Source organism: Pseudomonas sp. REP124, from assembly GCF_020164475.1.
Taxonomy (GTDB): domain Bacteria; phylum Pseudomonadota; class Gammaproteobacteria; order Pseudomonadales; family Pseudomonadaceae; genus Aquipseudomonas.
On sequence record NZ_JAIQWX010000132.1, the window covers coordinates 1 to 17474 of the forward strand.

At 60.9% G+C, this 17474-nt stretch carries 15 protein-coding genes; 8 read left to right on the forward strand and 7 right to left on the reverse strand.

The window, feature by feature from the left end:
* Nucleotides 1–58 precede the first annotated feature (58 nt).
* A complete protein-coding gene (gene phaC / locus K9857_RS24220; protein WP_224540065.1) occupies nt 59–1735 on the reverse strand; it encodes a class II poly(R)-hydroxyalkanoic acid synthase in 1677 nt (558 codons plus the stop codon).
* Between the two features lie 227 nt (nt 1736–1962).
* Here phaC and K9857_RS24225 point away from each other — a divergent pair, with 227 nt between their 5' ends.
* Nucleotides 1963–2835 (forward strand): GNAT family N-acetyltransferase, encoded by an 873-nt coding sequence (locus K9857_RS24225; protein WP_224540067.1) that lies wholly within the window; start codon nt 1963–1965, stop codon nt 2833–2835.
* Between the two features lie 154 nt (nt 2836–2989).
* On the opposite strand, the gene K9857_RS24230 is transcribed toward K9857_RS24225, so the two are convergent.
* The 3 genes from K9857_RS24230 to K9857_RS24240 are packed head-to-tail and all read right to left on the reverse strand — an operon-like array spanning nt 2990 to nt 6096.
* The gene (locus K9857_RS24230) at nt 2990–3781 is read right to left on the reverse strand and encodes an SDR family oxidoreductase (protein WP_224540069.1); all 792 of its coding nucleotides are present in this window, start codon (nt 3779–3781) and stop codon (nt 2990–2992) included.
* 12 nt (nt 3782–3793) lie between these two features.
* Nucleotides 3794–5110 carry an MFS transporter gene (locus tag K9857_RS24235; protein WP_224540071.1) on the reverse strand — a complete coding sequence of 439 codons (1317 nt, stop codon included), beginning with the start codon at nt 5108–5110 and terminating at the stop codon, nt 3794–3796.
* 47 nt (nt 5111–5157) lie between these two features.
* A complete protein-coding gene (locus tag K9857_RS24240; protein WP_224540073.1) occupies nt 5158–6096 on the reverse strand; it encodes a 3-keto-5-aminohexanoate cleavage protein in 939 nt (312 codons plus the stop codon).
* A 159-nt stretch (nt 6097–6255) separates the two neighbouring features.
* Between K9857_RS24240 and K9857_RS24245 the strand changes: the two genes are divergently transcribed.
* Nucleotides 6256–7284 (forward strand): AraC family transcriptional regulator, encoded by a 1029-nt coding sequence (locus K9857_RS24245; protein WP_224540075.1) that lies wholly within the window; start codon nt 6256–6258, stop codon nt 7282–7284.
* Nucleotides 7285–7317: 33 nt separating this feature from the next.
* Here the strand turns inward: K9857_RS24245 and K9857_RS24250 are convergent, their stop codons facing one another.
* Nucleotides 7318–8583, reverse strand: coding sequence for an OprD family porin (locus tag K9857_RS24250; protein WP_224540077.1), 1266 nt, complete (start codon nt 8581–8583; stop codon nt 7318–7320).
* A gap of 313 nt (nt 8584–8896) precedes the next feature.
* Here K9857_RS24250 and K9857_RS24255 point away from each other — a divergent pair, with 313 nt between their 5' ends.
* From K9857_RS24255 to K9857_RS24265, 3 genes are all read left to right on the forward strand, one after another.
* Complete coding sequence (locus tag K9857_RS24255; RefSeq protein WP_224540091.1) at nt 8897–9442, forward strand: helix-turn-helix transcriptional regulator; 546 nt, start codon at nt 8897–8899, stop codon at nt 9440–9442.
* 142 nt (nt 9443–9584) lie between these two features.
* Nucleotides 9585–10445 carry a CAP domain-containing protein gene (locus K9857_RS24260; protein WP_224540079.1) on the forward strand — a complete coding sequence of 287 codons (861 nt, stop codon included), beginning with the start codon at nt 9585–9587 and terminating at the stop codon, nt 10443–10445.
* 557 nt (nt 10446–11002) lie between these two features.
* On the forward strand, nt 11003–11311 hold the full coding sequence (locus tag K9857_RS24265) for a hypothetical protein (protein ID WP_224540081.1): 309 nt from the start codon (nt 11003–11005) through the stop codon (nt 11309–11311).
* Between the two features lie 136 nt (nt 11312–11447).
* Here the strand turns inward: K9857_RS24265 and K9857_RS24270 are convergent, their stop codons facing one another.
* A complete protein-coding gene (locus K9857_RS24270) occupies nt 11448–12458 on the reverse strand; it encodes a GlxA family transcriptional regulator (protein ID WP_224540083.1) in 1011 nt (336 codons plus the stop codon).
* Between the two features lie 296 nt (nt 12459–12754).
* Here K9857_RS24270 and leuC point away from each other — a divergent pair, with 296 nt between their 5' ends.
* The gene (leuC, locus tag K9857_RS24275; RefSeq protein WP_224540085.1) at nt 12755–14176 is read left to right on the forward strand and encodes a 3-isopropylmalate dehydratase large subunit; all 1422 of its coding nucleotides are present in this window, start codon (nt 12755–12757) and stop codon (nt 14174–14176) included.
* A gap of 3 nt (nt 14177–14179) precedes the next feature.
* Entirely contained in the window at nt 14180–14788 is a 609-nt protein-coding gene (gene leuD / locus K9857_RS24280; protein WP_224540087.1) for a 3-isopropylmalate dehydratase small subunit, read from the forward strand.
* A 119-nt stretch (nt 14789–14907) separates the two neighbouring features.
* Here leuD and K9857_RS24285 read toward each other — a convergent pair whose 3' ends face one another.
* A complete protein-coding gene (locus K9857_RS24285) occupies nt 14908–15825 on the reverse strand; it encodes a LysR substrate-binding domain-containing protein (RefSeq protein WP_175379270.1) in 918 nt (305 codons plus the stop codon).
* Between the two features lie 241 nt (nt 15826–16066).
* Between K9857_RS24285 and K9857_RS24290 the strand changes: the two genes are divergently transcribed.
* Nucleotides 16067–17395: a 2-hydroxycarboxylate transporter family protein gene (locus tag K9857_RS24290; protein ID WP_224540089.1), complete on the forward strand. Its 1329-nt coding sequence runs from the start codon at nt 16067–16069 to the stop codon at nt 17393–17395.
* Nucleotides 17396–17474 lie beyond the last annotated feature (79 nt).

Genomic DNA, 17474 nt, shown 5'->3' on the forward strand with positions numbered 1-17474 from the left:
GGGGGCAAGCCCCCTCGCCACAATGGTAAACACCACAAGTTATCTGATCATTGCAGGCTCAGCGCAAATGCACATACGTCCCCGGCGCAGCCTCTCCCGCCGCATATCCCCGACTGCCCAATTTACGCGGCGCCTTCTTGCGCTCCCCCGAACGAGCCTGCACCCACGCCAGCCAATGCGGCCACCACGAACCTGACTGTTCAGTCGCCGCATCCATCCACTCCTGAGCCTCTTCAGGCAGTGTGCTGCCGGTCATGAAACGCGACTTGGGATTACCCGGCGGGTTGAGGACGCTCTGGATGTGCCCGCTGTTGGACACCACGAACTCGCCCTGGCCGCCGAACAGATGCATGGAGCGGTAGCAGGCTTCCCACGGGGTGATGTGGTCGGTCATGCCGGCGATGCAGTAGAAGTCGCAGGTCACCTGCGCGAGGTCGATCGGTGTGCCGCAAACCTCCATCGCACCGGCGCGGGCGAAGGGGTTATGCTGGTACATATCGATGAACTCGCCATGAAGCGCGGCAGGCAGGTTGGTGGTGTCGTTGTTCCAGTACAGGACATCGAACGCCGGCGGCTCGTTGCCGAGCAGGTAGTTGTTGATCCAGTAACTCCAGATCAGGTCATTGGGGCGCATCCAGGCGAAGACCTTGGCCAGCTCGCGGCCTTCCAGCACGCCAGCCTGATACGACCTGCGCTTGGCGGCCTCCAGGGTTTTCTCGTCGGCGAACAGCCCGACCTGGGTGTCGGGGCGGATGTCGAGCATGCTGACCGCGAGGGTGAAGGCATTGACCTTCGTCTCTTCCAGCGCGGCGTAATGCCCCAACAGCGAGGACATGGTGCAGCCTCCGGAACAGGCGCCGAAGATGTTCAGGTCGTCGCTGCCGGTGATCGCCAGGATGGCGTCGACCGCCTCTTTCAGGGCTTCGATGTAGCTGGAGAAACCCCACTCGCGCTGCGCCTTGCCCGGGTTGCGCCAGCTGATGGCGAAGGCCTGGATACCGTTGTCGAGCAGATAGCGGATCAGGCTCTTCTCCGGCGTCAGGTCGAACAGGTAGAACTTGTTGATCTGCGGCGGCACCACCAGCAACGGCCGCGCCTGGACCTGCTCGGTGCGGGGTTTGTACTGGATCAGTTCCAGCACCTCATTGCGAAACACCACCGCACCGTCGGTGGTGCCCAGATTGCGCCCGACTTCGAAGGCGGTCTTGTCCACCTGGCTGGGCATGCCGTTGTTGTCGATCAGGTCCCGGACCAGCTGCGAGAAACCATCCAGCACGCTCTTGCCGCCGGTCTCGAAGAAACGCTTGATCGCGGCCGGGTTGGCCGGAGTGTTGGTCGGCGCCATCGCCTCGGTCAGCAGGCCGATGACGAACTGGCCACGCTGCGCGTCCTGTTCGCTGAGGTTGCTGGTGCTGATCCAGTCGTTCATTTCCTGACACCAGGCCAGGTAGGTCTGCATGTAGCGGCGATACAGCGGATTGCGCTGCCAGGTCTTCTCGTCGAAACGCTTGTCCCCCGCCGCGGGGGTGAGTTGCGAGCGGTTGAGCAGGACGTTTTTCAGCTCAACGCCGAACGCAGCCATGTGCCGGGCGCTGTGCACGGGCTGCTTCAACACTTGCCGCAGGACCATGCGCGCGGTGCCGACCAGATCGCGGCTGCGAGGACCGAACGCCGGGTTCAGGCTCAACGTGTGCATCGCGGCTTGCTGGGAGAGATCTTTATCTTTCTTGTTCAATGTGACGCTCCGGTAATGCAATGAGGACTGTGTAGCGAGGGCTTGCCCTGCAGAACTTGAGGAGCAGATTAAGTCGAGAGCAAGCGGCCTATTTTTCATTTGGCGACAACGCTTTTTCAGTTCATGACAACCGATGACCTTTGATCCGGGAGTGTGCGGAGTATCGAAAAAGGGTTCAGAGTGGGGACGGGCCGTGTGCCCGGTCAGCGATTGAGGAGAACTTCGCCGTGTCGAATCAGCTGCTCATCCGCAACATGACCCGTGCCGAGCTGGACGAGCTTGTCGGTTGGGCGGCTCGTGAGGGTTGGAATCCCGGCTTGCACGATGCCGAGCTGTTCTGGGCTGCGGACCCTGAAGCCTTCATCGCGGCGACTTTGGACGGTGAGTTGATCGGCGGTGGCGCGATCACGTCCTACAACGGCGAATATGGATTCATGGGTTTCTTCATCGTGCGTCCCGAGTTTCGCGGTCAAGGCCTCGGCAATACCCTCTGGCACGCCCGCCGCGAAAGACTCCTCGCCCGTCTGCGTCCTGGGGCAAGCATCGGCATGGACGGTGTTTTCGCGATGCAGGACTACTACGCCAAGGGAGGATTCGTCTTCTCCCATCGCAACATGCGTTTTCGCGCCGAGAACCTCGAACGGCCAATAATCGCGTCGGTAGACGATCAGGAAATTGTGACGCTAGCCTCCGTCCCTTTCGATCAGGTGGTCGCTTATGACCGCACCTGCTTCCCCGCCCCGCGCGCAGCCTTTCTGCGCGGGTGGATCGCCCAGCCCGATGCACTCGCCGTGGGTTGCCGGCGTGAGGGCAGATTGAACGGATATGGCGTAGCAAGGCGCTGCCTGGAAGGCTACAAAATCGGCCCCCTGTTCGCCGACGACGCCCCGGCAGCCAATGCCCTCTACACGCGCCTGGCGGAATTTGCCCAAGGCAGCCCGCTGTTTCTCGACGCCCCGGAAAACAACCCCGCCGCCATGTCACTTGTGCACCAGCAGGGCATGGTGGAAGTCTTCGGCTGCGCCCGCATGTACCTCGGCCCTGCCCCGGCGATCGCGCAGGAGCGGGTGTTTGGGGTCACCACGTTTGAGCTGGGCTGACTGGCAACGTTGGATGTGCCGGCCTCTTCGCGGGCAAGCCCGCTCCCACAGTGAACTTCAGTCGACCGCAAATTCCGCGTCCAACCACAAAATCCGTAGGAGCAAGGCTTGCCCGCGAAGAGGCCGGTACATTCAGCGGCGATTCAAGGCAGCTCTACAGGTACTCGACATTGCCATCCACGCTGATCGCCTGCCCGGTGATGTTTACCGCAGCCCGCGAAGACAGGAACAGCGCCATCGCCGCCACATCCTCCATCGTCACCATCCGCCGCAGCGAGATCTTTTCCAGGTACTGATCGCGCATCGATTCAAAGCTGATGTCCAGCGCCTTGGCGCGCGCATCGATCACCCGATCCATGCGCTCCCCCGCCACCACACCCGGCAGGATTGCATTGACCCGGATGTTGTGGGGCCCCAGTTCGTTGGCGAGTGACTTCATCATCCCGACGATGGCCCATTTGGTGGACGCGTAAGGCGTTCGGTACGGATAACCCAGGCGCCCGGCGACTGAAGACATGGCGATGATGTGCGGATTGTGCCCCGACTGTTTCAGGTGCGGCACCGCTTTGCTCAGGAAGTAGTACTGGCTGTTGAGGTTGGTGGAAATGGTCTGTTCCCACGCATCCGCATCCAGTTCCTCGATGTTCCCGGTCGGTCCGGCAATGCCGGCATTGTTGACCAGGATGTCCAACCCACCGAGCAGCGAAATCGCTTCATCCATGATCCGGTCGACATGCTGCTTGATCCCGACATCCACCACCCCGCCGTGCATGCCAGGGAATTCCAGCTTCATGCGGTCGACGGCAGCGGCATTGATATCGCAGATGTAAACCTGCGCACCCACCTCATGGAACGCCTTGGCGATAACCGCGCCGATGCCCGCGGCGCCTCCGGTGATGACCACCTTCAGACCCGGCGGCGGTGTCAGCAAATCCACAATTTTCATGACGCTCTCCTCTTATTCTGCAACCAACTGCGGGCCCGGCTCGTTGTCGATCGCTCTGGCCAGCAACGGTACCAGCAGCAACCCCAGCACAGCGGCGGACACGATCACGTAGAAACCCGACGAGCTCAAGCCAGTGGCGTTTTCAACCAGGCCAAACAGGTAAGGCCCGGCAAACCCGCCCAGCAAGCCAATGGTGTTGATGAACGCAAGCCCTGCCGCCGCTTGAATCCCTTGCAGGCGTTTCATGGCGATGGCCCAGTAAATCGGCAACACCCCGCCAGCGAAGAACGCCGTGGCGGTGAACAACGCGATTCGCACCGCCGCATCGCTGATAAGCGTAAAAGCCAGGGAGCTGGCGATCAGCCCGACGGTGAACAGCCCAAGGCAGTAGCAGTCCCGGGCGATTTTGCGATGGATCCTCGGCAGCACCAGCACCCCGACCAGAAAGCCGAAACCGACACTGCTGGACAGCAGACCCACAGTGAGCGGCGAGGTGATCTGCATCTGCTGGATGATCGATGGGGTAAAGAACACCAGTCCGACGAACGCCACCTGGTTCAGGAAATAGATCAGGCCGATCAGGATTGTGGTCGGACGCTTCAGTGCCTTGCCCCAGTGACCGGAATACTCATGGGAGTCGGCATGGCCGGGCAGCAGCGCATGGGCCTCCAGCGAGTCGGCCTCGGCCTTGGTCAGCCAGCGCGCATCCCGGGGACGCTCCGGCAATTTGAACCACAGAATCACACCGACAATGATGCTTGGCAGGCCTTCGAGCAGGAACATCCACTGCCAGCCGTGCAGGCCGCCGATGCCGTCCATCTTCATCAGTGCGCCGCCGATCGGGTTACCCATGACCAGCGCCAGTGCCGGCGCCAGGTAAATCCAGCCAATGGCGATGGCACGATCCTTGGGCGCGAACCACAGGGTCACCATGTACATCAGCGCGGGAAACAGCCCCGCCTCGGCGATGCCCAGCAGGACCCGCAGCAGGTAGAACGACCACTCGCCCTGAACGAACATCATGGCCGAGGACAGGGTGCCCCAGGTCACGGCGATTCGTGCGATCCAGCGGCGTGGCCCGATGCGGTGCGCCAACAGATTGCTGGGCACCTCAAGCAGCGCATAGCCGAGAAAGAATATTCCCGCACCCAGCCCATAGGCGGCTGCGCTGATGCCCAGATCGGCGTTCAGCGCCGCCTTGGCCAATGCAACGTTGGTGCGGTCCAGGTAGGACATGAAGTAAATGGCGCACATCAGCGGAATGAGTCGGGTCATCGCTCGCCGTGTGGCCAGCCAATGGGTCTCGGCGGTGCTGAGCATGATCGTCATGGTGCAACCTCTTTTTGTTATTTTTCTGGTGGGTTCGGGCAGCGCAGTTACAGGTGAACCTGATGTCTGCCCTTGAGGCCGAGCATCTGTCGGGCTTCATCGGGCGTGGCAATTTCGTAGGAAAGCTCTTCAAGGATGTGGCGCACTTTACGCACCTGTTCGGCGTTGGTCCTGGCTTTCACGCCCTTGGCCAGGTAGATGCTGTCTTCCAGCCCGACGCGTACGTTGCCGCCCATGATCGCGCCCATGGTCACGAACGAAAGCTGATGCCGCCCGGCGCCGAGGATGGAGAATTCATAGTTGTGCCGCCCGAACAACCGGTCGGCGGTGGCACGCATGATCGACAGGTTTTCCGGATCCGCCCCCAGGCCGCCGAGGATGCCGAAGCAGGACTGGATGAACAGCGGCGGCTTGACCAGTCCCTGTTCGACGAAATACGCCAGGTTGTACAAATGGCCGACGTCATAACACTCGAATTCGAAACGGGTGCCGTACTCGCCCAACTCCAGCATGATCTCGCGGATGTCCTTGAAGGTGTTCTTGAACACCACGTCTTCCATGCCTTCGATGTGATCCTTTTCCCAGTCATGACGCCAGCTGGAGATCTTGCTGGCGATCGGGTGGATGGAAAAATTCATCGAGCCCATGTTCAGCGAACACAGCTCCGGTTTGGCCAGCAGTGGATAGGCGAGGCGCTGGGCCAGGGTCATGCGGGTGCTGCCGCCGGTGGTGATGTTGATGATCGCATCAGTGGCTTGGGTGATGGCCGGGACGAACTGGCTGAAGACTGCCGGATCCGGGGTCGGACGGCCATCCTCGGGGTCGCGGGCGTGCAGGTGCAGGATCGCCGCGCCGGCTTCGGCCGCTTCAATCGATTGTTCCTGGATTTGCGCCGGGGTCAGCGGCAGGTATTCGGACATCGACGGTGTGTGCGTCGCACCTGTGACTGCGCAGGAAATGATGACTTTGCGGCTCGGCTGACTCATGGAGGGTCCTGTCTTGTTATTGGATTGCGCAGGGGCGAAGAAGATCGACGTGATTCGCGGCTTCTGCGTGTGGAAACAAGCTTATTGAATTTCCACTCCGCCGGTAAGATCATTAACGGACACCTATAGATCCTTAAGGGACAGTCGAGGGAGTCACCCATGCCGCCGAAAACGCCCCTGTTCAACGACCGCATCTACGCCCCCTATAAAATCGCCGCGCTGGTGGAGGTCCTCAGCGAACAGGGCATTGCACCCGCCGACAGCCTCAAAGGCAGCGGCGTCGCTGAGGACAGCATCTACGACGCCACTGCGCTGACATCGGTGCGGCAATACGCGACGGTTTGCGGCAACGCACTGTCCCTCTCCAAAGACCCCGCGACCCCGTTCAAGACTGGCTCGCGCCTGCACCTGTCGGCCTATGGCATGTATGGCTACGCGCTGATGTCGTGCCTGTCGCTGCGCGATTACTTCCGGTTGGGCGTGAAGTACCACTCGTTGGCCACACCGACCCTGACCATCGAATGGCATGAATACGAAGACGAGGCCGTGTGGACGTTTCCGGACGCCTCCAATCCGAGTCCATCCCGCGAGATCAAGCAGTTCCTTATCGAGCAGCAATTCACCCAGCACGTCACCCACCTGCAGGATGTCTTCGGCAAAAGTTGCCCGCCGACCAAAGCCTGTTTCTCCTACCCTGCACCGGCTCACGCCGAGATCTACGAGCAATACCTGGGTTGCCCGTGCGTCTTCGATCACGATCAGTGCGAGTTGCATTACGACAGCTCGATCCTCGACCAGAAACCCCATCTGGCTCACCGCCTGACCGCCACCGTACTGCAGGAAACCTGCGACCGCCTGATCGGCCAGGCCAAGGTGTCGACCGGGATTTCCGGCGAGGTGTACCAGATGATGATGCAGACGCCCGGTGAGTTTCCGAGCATGAAGACCGTCGCCGAAAAGCTGCATATGACCACCCGCAGCCTGCGGCGCAAGCTTCAGGACGAAGACACTTCGTTCGTGGCCATTACCGACGATGTGCGCTGTTCGCTGGCCATCGAATACCTCAGGACCACGATCATGAGCACCGACGATATCGCCCTGCTGCTGGGCTTTTCCGAGCCGACGAATTTTCGCCGGGCGTTCAAGCGCTGGACCGGAAAAACCACCAAGGACTACCGCCAGAGCTGAAGCGCGGCTTCGGCCCTGGCGGTTTCACACGGATTACAGGATTGAAAGCGGGTAACTGATGATGAGGCGGTTTTCGTTGAAATCCGCCAGGTTGAAGTCGCGCTTGATGACAGAGTTACGCCAGCGCAAGGAAAGGTTCTTCAAGGTGCCGCTCTGGATCACATAGGTCAGTTCCGACTCGCGCCCCCACTCCTTGCCATCGGTGACTGCACCGGAATGAACGTTCGATCCTTTGATGTAGCGGTTCATCAGAGTCAGGCCAGGAACGCCCAGTGCGACAAAATCAAAATCGTGACGCAGTTGCCAGGAACGCTCGTCGGCAAAGTCATAACTGTTGCTGAAACTGTCGTTGGCCAGGGTCGCGCCGCTGGTTCCGTTCAGGCGCATCCAGTTATCGCCATCGACCTTTTGCAGGCCCAGATAAAACGTGTTGCCCAGATAGCGGGCAGACAGCAGTGCCGACCAGGTTTTGTTATCCAGCTCACCGGCCAGCTGTTTGCCGTCGTCCTCACCACTGAAGAATCCAAGGTTGGCCCCTAACAGCCAATCACCGAGCTTCTGGCTATGGGTGAAGTTGAAATAGCGCTGGTGGTATATGTCCTCCAGTTGCGCATACCAGGCGCCGACCTGGCTCTGGTTGTCATTGAAGGCATATTCCACACCGGAAAAATTGAAACGGTCGGAGGTGATGCCCGGACGATTGAACATCGACATCCGTTCCATGCTCGCGTCATTGCGCGGGCTGTTACCGCGCAGCTGACCGCCATAGAAAGTGAAGTTATCCAGGTCTTTTGAGGTGATCTGCGCGCCGCGAAAGGTTTGCGGCAATGATCGACCATCATCGGAACGGACCACCGGCAGGCTGACCACCCATTCACCGATCTTCGCCTGTGTCTTGGCAAGGCGCACCTTTGCAGCCACCGCCAGACGCCCGAAATCGTCCGCTGGCCGACCGTCGTCGTGAACCGGCAACAGTTGCGTATTGGTCGTGCCTTTACCGCCGTCGAGTTTCTGCGAATACAGACCCAACGCATCCACGCCGAACCCGACCGTGCCCGAGGTAAACCCGGAACGGGCATCCATGATCACGCTTTGCGTCCACTCCTCGGCCTTGGCTTGCGGATAAGCGCTCTCGGTGAAGTTGCGGTTGATGTAGTAGTTGCGCAGGTTTGCGGTGACGTGGGCATCCTCGAAGATGCCGTCGGCGAAAGACGGCAGACAAGTTAGCGATGTGCTTAGCACGGCAAATTTCAAAGACGTCGAAACAGCCTGGGACTTGATCAGGGGGCGATATCGCATGGGGATTCTCTTTTATTTTTATTGGGAGTGAGCGTGTGCACTCAGGTGGCGATACTAGAGAGAATCCGGGGGATTCAAAGATCAATAGCAGACAGCATCGGATCTTAAAGGGACAAAGCGATATTGAAATGCACCACAGAAACCTGTGGGAGCGGGCTTGCTCGCGAAGGCGGTGTGTCAGACAACATCGATGTTGGATGTACCGGCCTCTTCGCGGGCAAGCCCGCTCCCACAGTGAACTTCAGTCGACCGCAAATTCCGCGTCCAACTCCGGACCTTGTGGGAGCGGGCTTGCCCGCGAAGAGGCCCGCACATCCACCCGAAAACCCCGACCGTTGATCCGACACTTCACCTGGCGGCGCTGGAGCGTGACGGCCTGGTGCTGCGCGGCGACACCCGGCCCACCGGGCGGCGGCCGGAGCAGCTGTATCGGCTCACCGACCACGCCAAAGAGCAATTCCCCCGCCAATATCAATTACTGGCCAGCGCCCTGATCGATGAAGTGGCCGACATCATCGGTCCCCAAGCCATGGCCACACTGATGCGCAGCCTGGGCCGCAAACTGGCCGAGGATCGCGAACGGCTAGTGGTCGATGAAGGAAAAATCGTCAAGCACATGAACGAGGCCGGTTACGAAGCCGAGGTGATCTTCCGATCATCGGGCGATGCCGAAATCGTCGCCCACAACTGCGTGTTCCACCGTCTGGCTGCGGCCCATCCGGTGGTGTGCGAGCTGGATCTGGCGCTGATCGGCACGTTGGGCGGCGCTGATGTCGAACACGAGGAATGCATGGTGCGTGGCGGGCATGTCTGCCGTTTCAAACTACGGCCCGATGAAGCCGAACCTGAGTCCGATTAAGCGCAATCCACTGCGTTCGTCGGATTCGCAGCCTTGCCAGCAAATCTCCCCGGCAGCCCCTTGAACTAGTTGGCGGGCGCCAGTCTAAGAGCGGCGATCACGCACTCCCCAACCCTTGTCATCTCATCCGAGTTGCCGCCCCATGCGCCAAACCGCTCTCGCTGTGCGCTTCACTTCGCTGTGCCTGTTGACCACCCTTCCCCTCTTCGCCACCCCCGCCCACGCCGGCGCGGAGCGCGAACTGGTGGGCGCCATCAACGATTTCCGTGCCCACCCTGAAGGCTGTGGCCGCCGCCCCGCTCAACGTTTGTCGCCCCTGACGCTCAAATCCAGCCTGGCCTTGCCGGTGGGTTACAGCGGCGGGATGCGCGAGCGACTCAAGGACTCGGGCTATCAGGCGGTGGCGGTTCGCAGTATTCGCGTGGTTGGCGCGCGGGATGCCGAAGAGGCGTTCGAGATGCTGGCCGATGAACACTGCTCGGCCTTGCTCGACAGCCAGTACAGCGATGTTGGTGTCAGTCGCAGCCGGGGCGAATGGCAGGTTGTGCTGGCGAGGCCGGTGCTGGACAGTCAGATGGCGGACAGCCGCTCGGTCGGAAAGAGTCTGCTGGCTCAGGTCAACGCCGCACGGGCCAAACCGCGCATGTGCGGTAGTCGGCGTTTTGCCGCCGCCCGGCCGCTGGCCTGGAACGCCAACCTTGGGGCGGCGGCACAGGGTCATAGCAAGGCGATGGCCTACGGGAATTACTTTGCGCACCAGGACCCGGATGGCGACACCGCGGCTGATCGGGCGCGGGCCGCGGGTTATCGGGGGCGGCAGATTGGGGAAAACATTGCGGCGGGTCAGGGTTCGCCGAGCAAGGCGATGGCCGGGTGGCTGGCGAGTCCCGGGCATTGTGCGAATTTGATGAACCCGATGTTTACCCAGGTGGGTGCCGGGTATGCGACCGAGGCGCGTAGCGATGAAGGGGTTTACTGGACGATGGTGTTTGGGGCGAAGTGAGGAATAACGGGTAGCTCAACCCTGTAGGAGCGAGGCTTGCCCGCGAAGACGGAGTGTCAGTCGACATCGATGTTGGATGTGCCGGCCTCTTCGCGGGCAAGCCTCGCTCCTACAGTGGGTTGGTGAGGATTTTCGCCTCGGTAGGCGTAGGACATTTCTGTTTTTCCTACACCCATGGTTTGCCCCGTCACTCTGGGGCAGAATCCCGGCCCTCGGGTGTTTCGGCATCCCTGGCGTAGGACACGCTGTAGGACCTGCGAAATTTCGGGGCAAAGTCCTCGGAGATTTCCTTCGAACTGCGGCGATTTGCATGAACTGGTGGGCGTTGGGTTGGCGGGATAGGCTTTTCTCCGTCGCCGCGAAAGCGGAGACAGGGCGTAGGAAACCCTCACAACTTACCGCTTATCAGCTCCGTTTTACGGCGGCTGTGCGCGGGACACGTTTCGACGTGGCTGAGTTGGTGAGTTCTCAGTTTCCTACTCCCGCGCACGGCTGCCACCCAAGCCCGTAGGAAAGGCCGTTGGCAGCTTCGATTGCTCACCTAAGGACTTTCAACCATGTCAAAACTTCACCCCGATCCACCCTACGAAAAACCATTGCCTCCACCGGGCAACCGCTACATGGCCATGACCGGCAATTGCAGCGACATGCCTACCTTCTTCATCGACACCCACGTCCCGCTCGACATCCTGTTGGAAGCCGCCAACTACCGCATCCGCGCGGTCGTCGAGGTACTGGAAAACCTGTCCATGCGCGGCTCGATCGAGTGTGAATCCTTCATCCTCAGCGACTTTGCGCTGCTGTGCGCCATACCGTTGCGTGATGGGTGTGATGTGCTGGATATCATCAAACGACGGATGCGCTAACCACCGTCCCACAACTGTAGGAGCGAGCTTGCTCGCGATGGTGGTCAACGATAACGCGGGCTGTCTGAATGCCAGCGGTGACTGGGCCTCCATCGCGAGCAAGCTCGCTCCTACAGGGTCAGGCGGTGGTGATGGTCTATTTGACCAACCGCGTCTCCTTCGACGGCCGATACCCGAAATACGAGCTGTAGCACTTGCTGAAATGGCTCGGCGACACGAACCCACACGCCACCGACACCTCGACGATGCTCAAGGTCGTGTGCTGCAGCAACCGCCGCGCTTCGGTGATGCGCAAATCCATGTAATAGCGCTGCGGCGTGGTCCCCAGCTGCTCCTTGAACAGCCGCTCGATCTGCCGCCGCGAACGCCCCGCATACTCGCAAAGCGCCTCCATCTCCAGCGGCTCTTCGAGGTTGGCGTCCATCAGGTTCACCACCTCGCGCAACGGCCCGCAAACCGACGCATTCAACGACGGCTTGATACGCCGATAACGCGACGCCTCGAACGCCAGAATATCCTCGATGCCATCAGTCAACGCTTTGTCGTGCAGCCCGCGAATCCACTCCAGCGCCATATAGAACGTGCCGTTCGGGCTGGACGCGGTCATGCGGTCCCGATCCACCACATAGGCTTCGCTGGTGACCTGGGTCATCTTGGCGATTTCCGCCAGCGCCGGGCGGTGCTCGGGGTGAATCGCGCAACGATAGCCGTCGAGCAAACCGGCGCGCCCAAGGAACCACGCGCCATTCCACACCCCGGCCAGGGTCACGCCCTGTTCGGCCGCGTCATGCAAAAGATTGATCAACGCCTCATCAGCCTTGAGCGCCGTGCGATAGCCGCCACACACCACCAGCAATTCCAGCTCCTGAATCTCGGCATGACTCAGGCGCGCATCAGGCCGAATCACCAGCCCCAGATCGCTGATCACTTCCCCTTCGGCCAAACCGAAGGTCTTGGTGGAAAACAGCTCCGGCCGCAGCAGGTTGGCCGTGACGATCGTATCCAGCGCCTGGGTAAACGCCGGCAAGGAAAAATGCTCCAGCAGCAAAAACCCGGCCCGGGCCCGCACCGATTGGCCTTCATGCTCATTGAGGTAGCGCAGGTTCTTGCCCTTCATGCCACCGCTGAACTGACGTCGCTCTACCAACGCACGCCTCGCTTCGTCGTACTTACGACCCTGTGATTGAACGCCTTGCTCACTGTCACTCCTTACCCATGACAACCTGAATCTGTATCGGAAAGTGTTCGACAGCTGGGCTGTTTACGCAAGTTGAAGGCCGATGGCAATCGAACGATGCCATACGGTGTGCCGTGCACCGTATCCCCGAGCAATTATTCACATTACGTGCGCAAAGCGATCACTTTATGGCGCTTGATGCAGGTTTTGCGACGAATAAGCTATGACCATGTTTCCGTGATCTCGCCAAAACAAAGGTCCACTCCATGACCCGCCCAAGAACGCTATATCAGAAGCACATCGACAGCCACACCGTTTGCGAACTCGACGATCAGGGCCATGTGCTGTTGTACATCGATCGCCAGGTGGCCAACGAATACACCAGCCCGCAAGCCTTCAGCGGCCTGCGCGAAGCCGGGCGCACGGTCTGGCGGCCGGCGGCGACGCTGGCGGTGGTCGACCATGTGAACCCGACCGCGCCCAATCGCATCGCCACCATGCCCGATGCCGGCGGCGCGCGGCAGGTGTCGTACTTCTCAGAGAATTGCCGGGATTTCGGCATCGAACTGTTCGACGTGCTGGACAAGCGCCAGGGGATCGAACACGTGGTCGCCCCGGAACAAGGCTTCATTTTGCCGGGCATGGTGGTCGCGGCCGGCGACAGCCACACCACCACCTACGGCGCGCTGGGGGCTTTCGGCTTCGGCATCGGCACCTCGGAAATCGAGCACCTGCTGGCGTCGCAAACCCTGGTCTACAAACGCCTGAAAACCATGCGCGTGACGGTCGATGGCGTGCTGGGCGCAGGCGTGAAGTCCAAGGACATCATCATGGCGCTGATCGAGACCATCGGTGCCTCGGGCGCCACCGGTTACGCGATTGAATTTGCCGGCCCGGCCATCGGCGACCTGAGCGTCGAAGCGCGCATGACCATCTGCAACATGGCCGTCGAGGCCGGGGCCCGGGGCGCGTTCATGGCGCCGGACGAAAAAGTCTTCGCCTATCTGCAGGACAAGCCACGGGCGCCACAAGGTGAGCGCTGGGAGCAGGCGCTGATCCAGTGGGCAACGCTGCACAGCGATGAAGGCGCCCTCTTCGACCGCGAAGTCCGCCTGGATGTGAGCACCCTGGAGCCCATGGTCACCTGGGGCACCAGCCCCGATCAGGCCGCGCCGGTGGGCGGTCACGTGCCGAATCCCGCCGACGAGCCGGACCTGATATTGCGTCAGGGCATGCAACGGGCCCTCGATTACATGGGCCTGGAGCCCGGCATGCCGCTCAGCGACGTGGTGATCAGCCACGCCTTCATCGGCTCCTGCACCAACGCGCGTATCGAAGACCTGCGGGATGTCGCCCAGGTGGTGCGCGGCAAACAGGTGGCCGCCCATGTGCGGGCGATGATCGTTCCGGGCTCTACGCTCGTGCGTCAACAGGCGGAACGCGAGGGGCTGGCGCAGATATTCCTGGAGGCCGGTTTCGAATGGCGGCAATCGGGCTGCTCGATGTGCCTGGCAATGAACGACGACGTGCTCGCCCCCGGCGACCGTTGCGCCTCCAGCACCAATCGTAACTTTGAAGGCCGTCAGGGCGCCGGGGCGCGCACTCACCTGATGAGCCCGGCCATGGTCGCGGCCGCCGCGATCACCGGGCATTTGACCGACGTCCGCACATTCGCTCTGGAGGCTTGAAGCATGCAACCTTTCACTACGGTCAGCGGCAGCGCCGCGCCACTGCTGGCAGCCAACATCGACACTGATGTGATCATGCCCAAGCAATTTCTCAAGGGTATCGATCGCCAGGGGCTGGATCGGGGGCTGTTTTTCGACCTGCGATTCCTGCCGTCAGGTGAAGCCAACCCGGCCTTCATCCTCAATCAGCCGGCATGGACGGACGCCGCGTTCCTGGTGGTGGGCCCCAACTTCGGCTGCGGATCGAGCCGCGAACATGCGGTCTGGGGGCTCAAGCAGGTCGGCATCAGAGCGCTGATCGGCAGCAGTTTCGCGGGGATTTTCTTTGATAACTGCCAGCGCAACGGGGTGTTGGCGATTCAGCTCGATGAGCTTGAGTTGAAGCGGGTGGCGGAGGTTGTAAGCCGGCCGGAGACGGCAGGGATCAGCGTGAATCTGCCGGAGCAGACCCTGGCGCTGGCCGATGGCAGCGTGATCCGCTTCGAGATCGATCAGCTGCGCAAGCAGTCGCTGCTGCTGGGGCTCGATGCAATTGGCACCACCTTGCAGAGGGCGGAGCAGATTCGCAGGTTCGAGGCGCGGCATCTGGCGCAGAATCCCTGGCTGGCATGACGCGATCCCCCTGTAGGAGCGAGCATGCTCGCGATGGTGGCCCAGACACCGCTGGCATCCAGACAGCCCGCGTCATCGTTGACGACCATCGCGAGCATGCTCGCTCCTACAGGGGTTCGTTATTCGACCGAGAGATCGCGGAAGTACGCCTCCAGAAACTCCACACACACCCGCAATTTCGCCGACTGACTCAACCGCGTCGGGTACACCGCCCACACGTTGGCGCTCTGGGTGTAATCGTGCAGCACCTGCACCAGTCGGCCCTGCTCCAGCATCGGTTTGACGTCCCACATCGAGCGCAACAGAATCCCGCCGCCGCTCAACGCCCATTCCAGAACGATCTCGCCGCTGTTGGATGACAGCGGGCCGCTGACCCGCACCGATTCTTCCTGGCCGTCGCGCGTCAGGTTCCACACGCCGAACGCATTGTTGCGCTCCTTGAGCACCAGGCAATCGTGGTTCTTCAGGTCGTCCAGCGATCGCGGCATCCCCCGCCTTTCCAGGTACTCCGGCGTTGCGCACAGTACCCGTCGATTGCTCACCAGCTTGCGCCCCAGATGCTGCCCGGGCAGGTCGTCGCCGACGCGAATCTCAAGGTCAAAACCCTCGCCAACGATATCGACCACGCGATCGAACACGTCCAGGCGGATCTCCAGTTTCGGGTAGGTCTGCGACAGTTTGCAGATGGCCGGCGCAACATGGTTGCGGCCGAAACCGAAGCTGCTGCAGATGTGCAGCGAGCCCATGGGCTGCTGGCGGGCCTCGGCGATTTCACCGACGAAATCGTCGAAATCCCCCAACAGTTTTTCCGCCCACACCCGCACCCGTTCGCCGTCATCGGTCAGGGCAATGCGTCGTGTGGTGCGATGCAGCAGGCGCGTCGACAACGTGGTTTCCAGCACGGAAATGCGCTTGCTGATGTACGCCGGCGAGTACCCCAGCTCTTCGGCGGCGCTGGCAAAACCGTTCTTGCGCACGACGGTGAGAAACACCTTGAGGTCTTCAGGCAAGGGAAATTGATCACGATTCGTGTTCATACGCCTCATGGCTCCGCTGTTTATCACGAAATTCGCGAAGGATAGCATTCATCCCGAACACAGCGCTTTCCCCTGTAGGAGCAAGCACGCTCGCGATGGTCGTCAACGATGACGCGGGCTGTCTGGATGCCAGCGGTGCCTGTGTCTCCATCGCGAGCAAGCTCGCTCCTACAGAAAGGCAAGGCGTAAACCGTAGATTTTTTTGAATCCTCGATAACAACAAACATGAGGAAGTCGCGACATGAATGAGTCCATCGAACCATCCCTGAAAATCCCCGCCGTCGGGCTTGTGCAACGCCTGCGCAGCTATGAAATCGGCGTCATCCCGCTGCCGGTGTTCCTGGGCATCGCACTGATTGTTTACCTCTCCGCCCACCTTGGCTTCCTGCCGAAAAACATGATCGGTGGCCTGGCCGTCATCATGACCATGGGCGTGTTTTTCGGCCAAATGGGTTCGCGCCTGCCGGTACTCAAGGAGATCGGCGGCGGCGCCATTCTGTGCCTGATGCTGCCCTCGATCCTGGTGTTCTACGGCTTCTTCGGCCCGGCCACGATCGACGCCACCAAGATGCTGATGAAAGAAGCCAACTTCCTCTACTTCGTGATCGCAAGCCTGGTGGTCGGCAGCATTCTGGGCATGAGCCGCTTCATCCTGGTCCAGGGCATGTTGCGCATGTTCATTCCGCTGCTGGTCGGCACCCTGGCCGCAGTCGCCAGCGGGCTGATCGTCGGCAAACTGGTGGGCTACAGCTTTCACCACACGTTCTTTTTCATCATCGTGCCGATCATCGGCGGCGGGATCGGCGAAGGGATTCTGCCGCTGTCGCTGGCCTACTCGGCGATCCTCGGCGGCACTCCGGATATCTACGTCGCACAACTGGCGCCTGCCGCGGTGGTCGGCAACATCGCCGCGATCATCTGCGCCGGCTACCTGGCTCGCCTGGCCCTCAAACGTCCGGACATCAACGGCGAAGGCTCGCTGATCCGCGCCCGGGCCGAGAACGACAAATTCAAGGTCAAGGAAGACACCGGCTCCGTCGTCGACTTTCGCGTCATGGGCGCCGGCGTGCTGGTGATCTGCGCCTTCTTCGTGCTCGGCGGCCTGCTGGAAAAAGTCGTCGGCATCCCCGGCCCGGTGATGATGATCCTCGCCGCCGTGCTGTTTAAGTACGCTCGCCTGCTGCCGGAGAAACTCGAAAAAGGCGCCAACACCTTCTACAAACTGGTGTCCTCGGCGTTCATATGGCCCGTGATGATCGGCCTGGGCATGCTCTACGTGCCGCTGGACAGCGTGGTGAAAGTGTTCTCGGTGGGCTATGTGCTGGTCTGCGTGTCGGTGGTGGTGTCGATGACGGTTGCCGGTTTTTTCATTGGCAATTTGATGAAGATGTACCCGATCGAATCGGCCATCGTGACCTGCTGCCACAGCGGCTTGGGCGGGACCGGGGATGTGGCGATTCTGTCGGCGTCAAACCGCATGTCGCTGATGCCGTTTGCGCAGATCTCGACACGGATTGGTGGGGCTTCGACGGTGATATTGGCGACGTTGTTGTTGAAGTTGTTTGTTTGAACATTTGCTACTGAAAAGGGTACTCAGTCAGTTAAGTCCGGCACATACCTGTGGCGAGGGGGCTTGCCCCCGTTGGACT

Coding starts and splice junctions, on each gene's coding strand:
- K9857_RS24240 (WP_224540073.1), bottom strand. CDS start 6,096: ATGAGTCAGCCGAGCCGCAAAGTCATCATTTCCTGCGCAGTCACAGGT.
- K9857_RS24290 (WP_224540089.1), top strand. CDS start 16,067: ATGAATGAGTCCATCGAACCATCCCTGAAAATCCCCGCCGTCGGGCTT.
- leuC (WP_224540085.1), top strand. CDS start 12,755: ATGACCCGCCCAAGAACGCTATATCAGAAGCACATCGACAGCCACACC.
- leuD (WP_224540087.1), top strand. CDS start 14,180: ATGCAACCTTTCACTACGGTCAGCGGCAGCGCCGCGCCACTGCTGGCA.
- K9857_RS24285 (WP_175379270.1), bottom strand. CDS start 15,825: ATGAACACGAATCGTGATCAATTTCCCTTGCCTGAAGACCTCAAGGTG.
- K9857_RS24260 (WP_224540079.1), top strand. CDS start 9,585: ATGCGCCAAACCGCTCTCGCTGTGCGCTTCACTTCGCTGTGCCTGTTG.
- K9857_RS24235 (WP_224540071.1), bottom strand. CDS start 5,110: ATGACGATCATGCTCAGCACCGCCGAGACCCATTGGCTGGCCACACGG.
- K9857_RS24230 (WP_224540069.1), bottom strand. CDS start 3,781: ATGAAAATTGTGGATTTGCTGACACCGCCGCCGGGTCTGAAGGTGGTC.
- K9857_RS24250 (WP_224540077.1), bottom strand. CDS start 8,583: ATGCGATATCGCCCCCTGATCAAGTCCCAGGCTGTTTCGACGTCTTTG.
- K9857_RS24245 (WP_224540075.1), top strand. CDS start 6,256: ATGCCGCCGAAAACGCCCCTGTTCAACGACCGCATCTACGCCCCCTAT.
- K9857_RS24265 (WP_224540081.1), top strand. CDS start 11,003: ATGTCAAAACTTCACCCCGATCCACCCTACGAAAAACCATTGCCTCCA.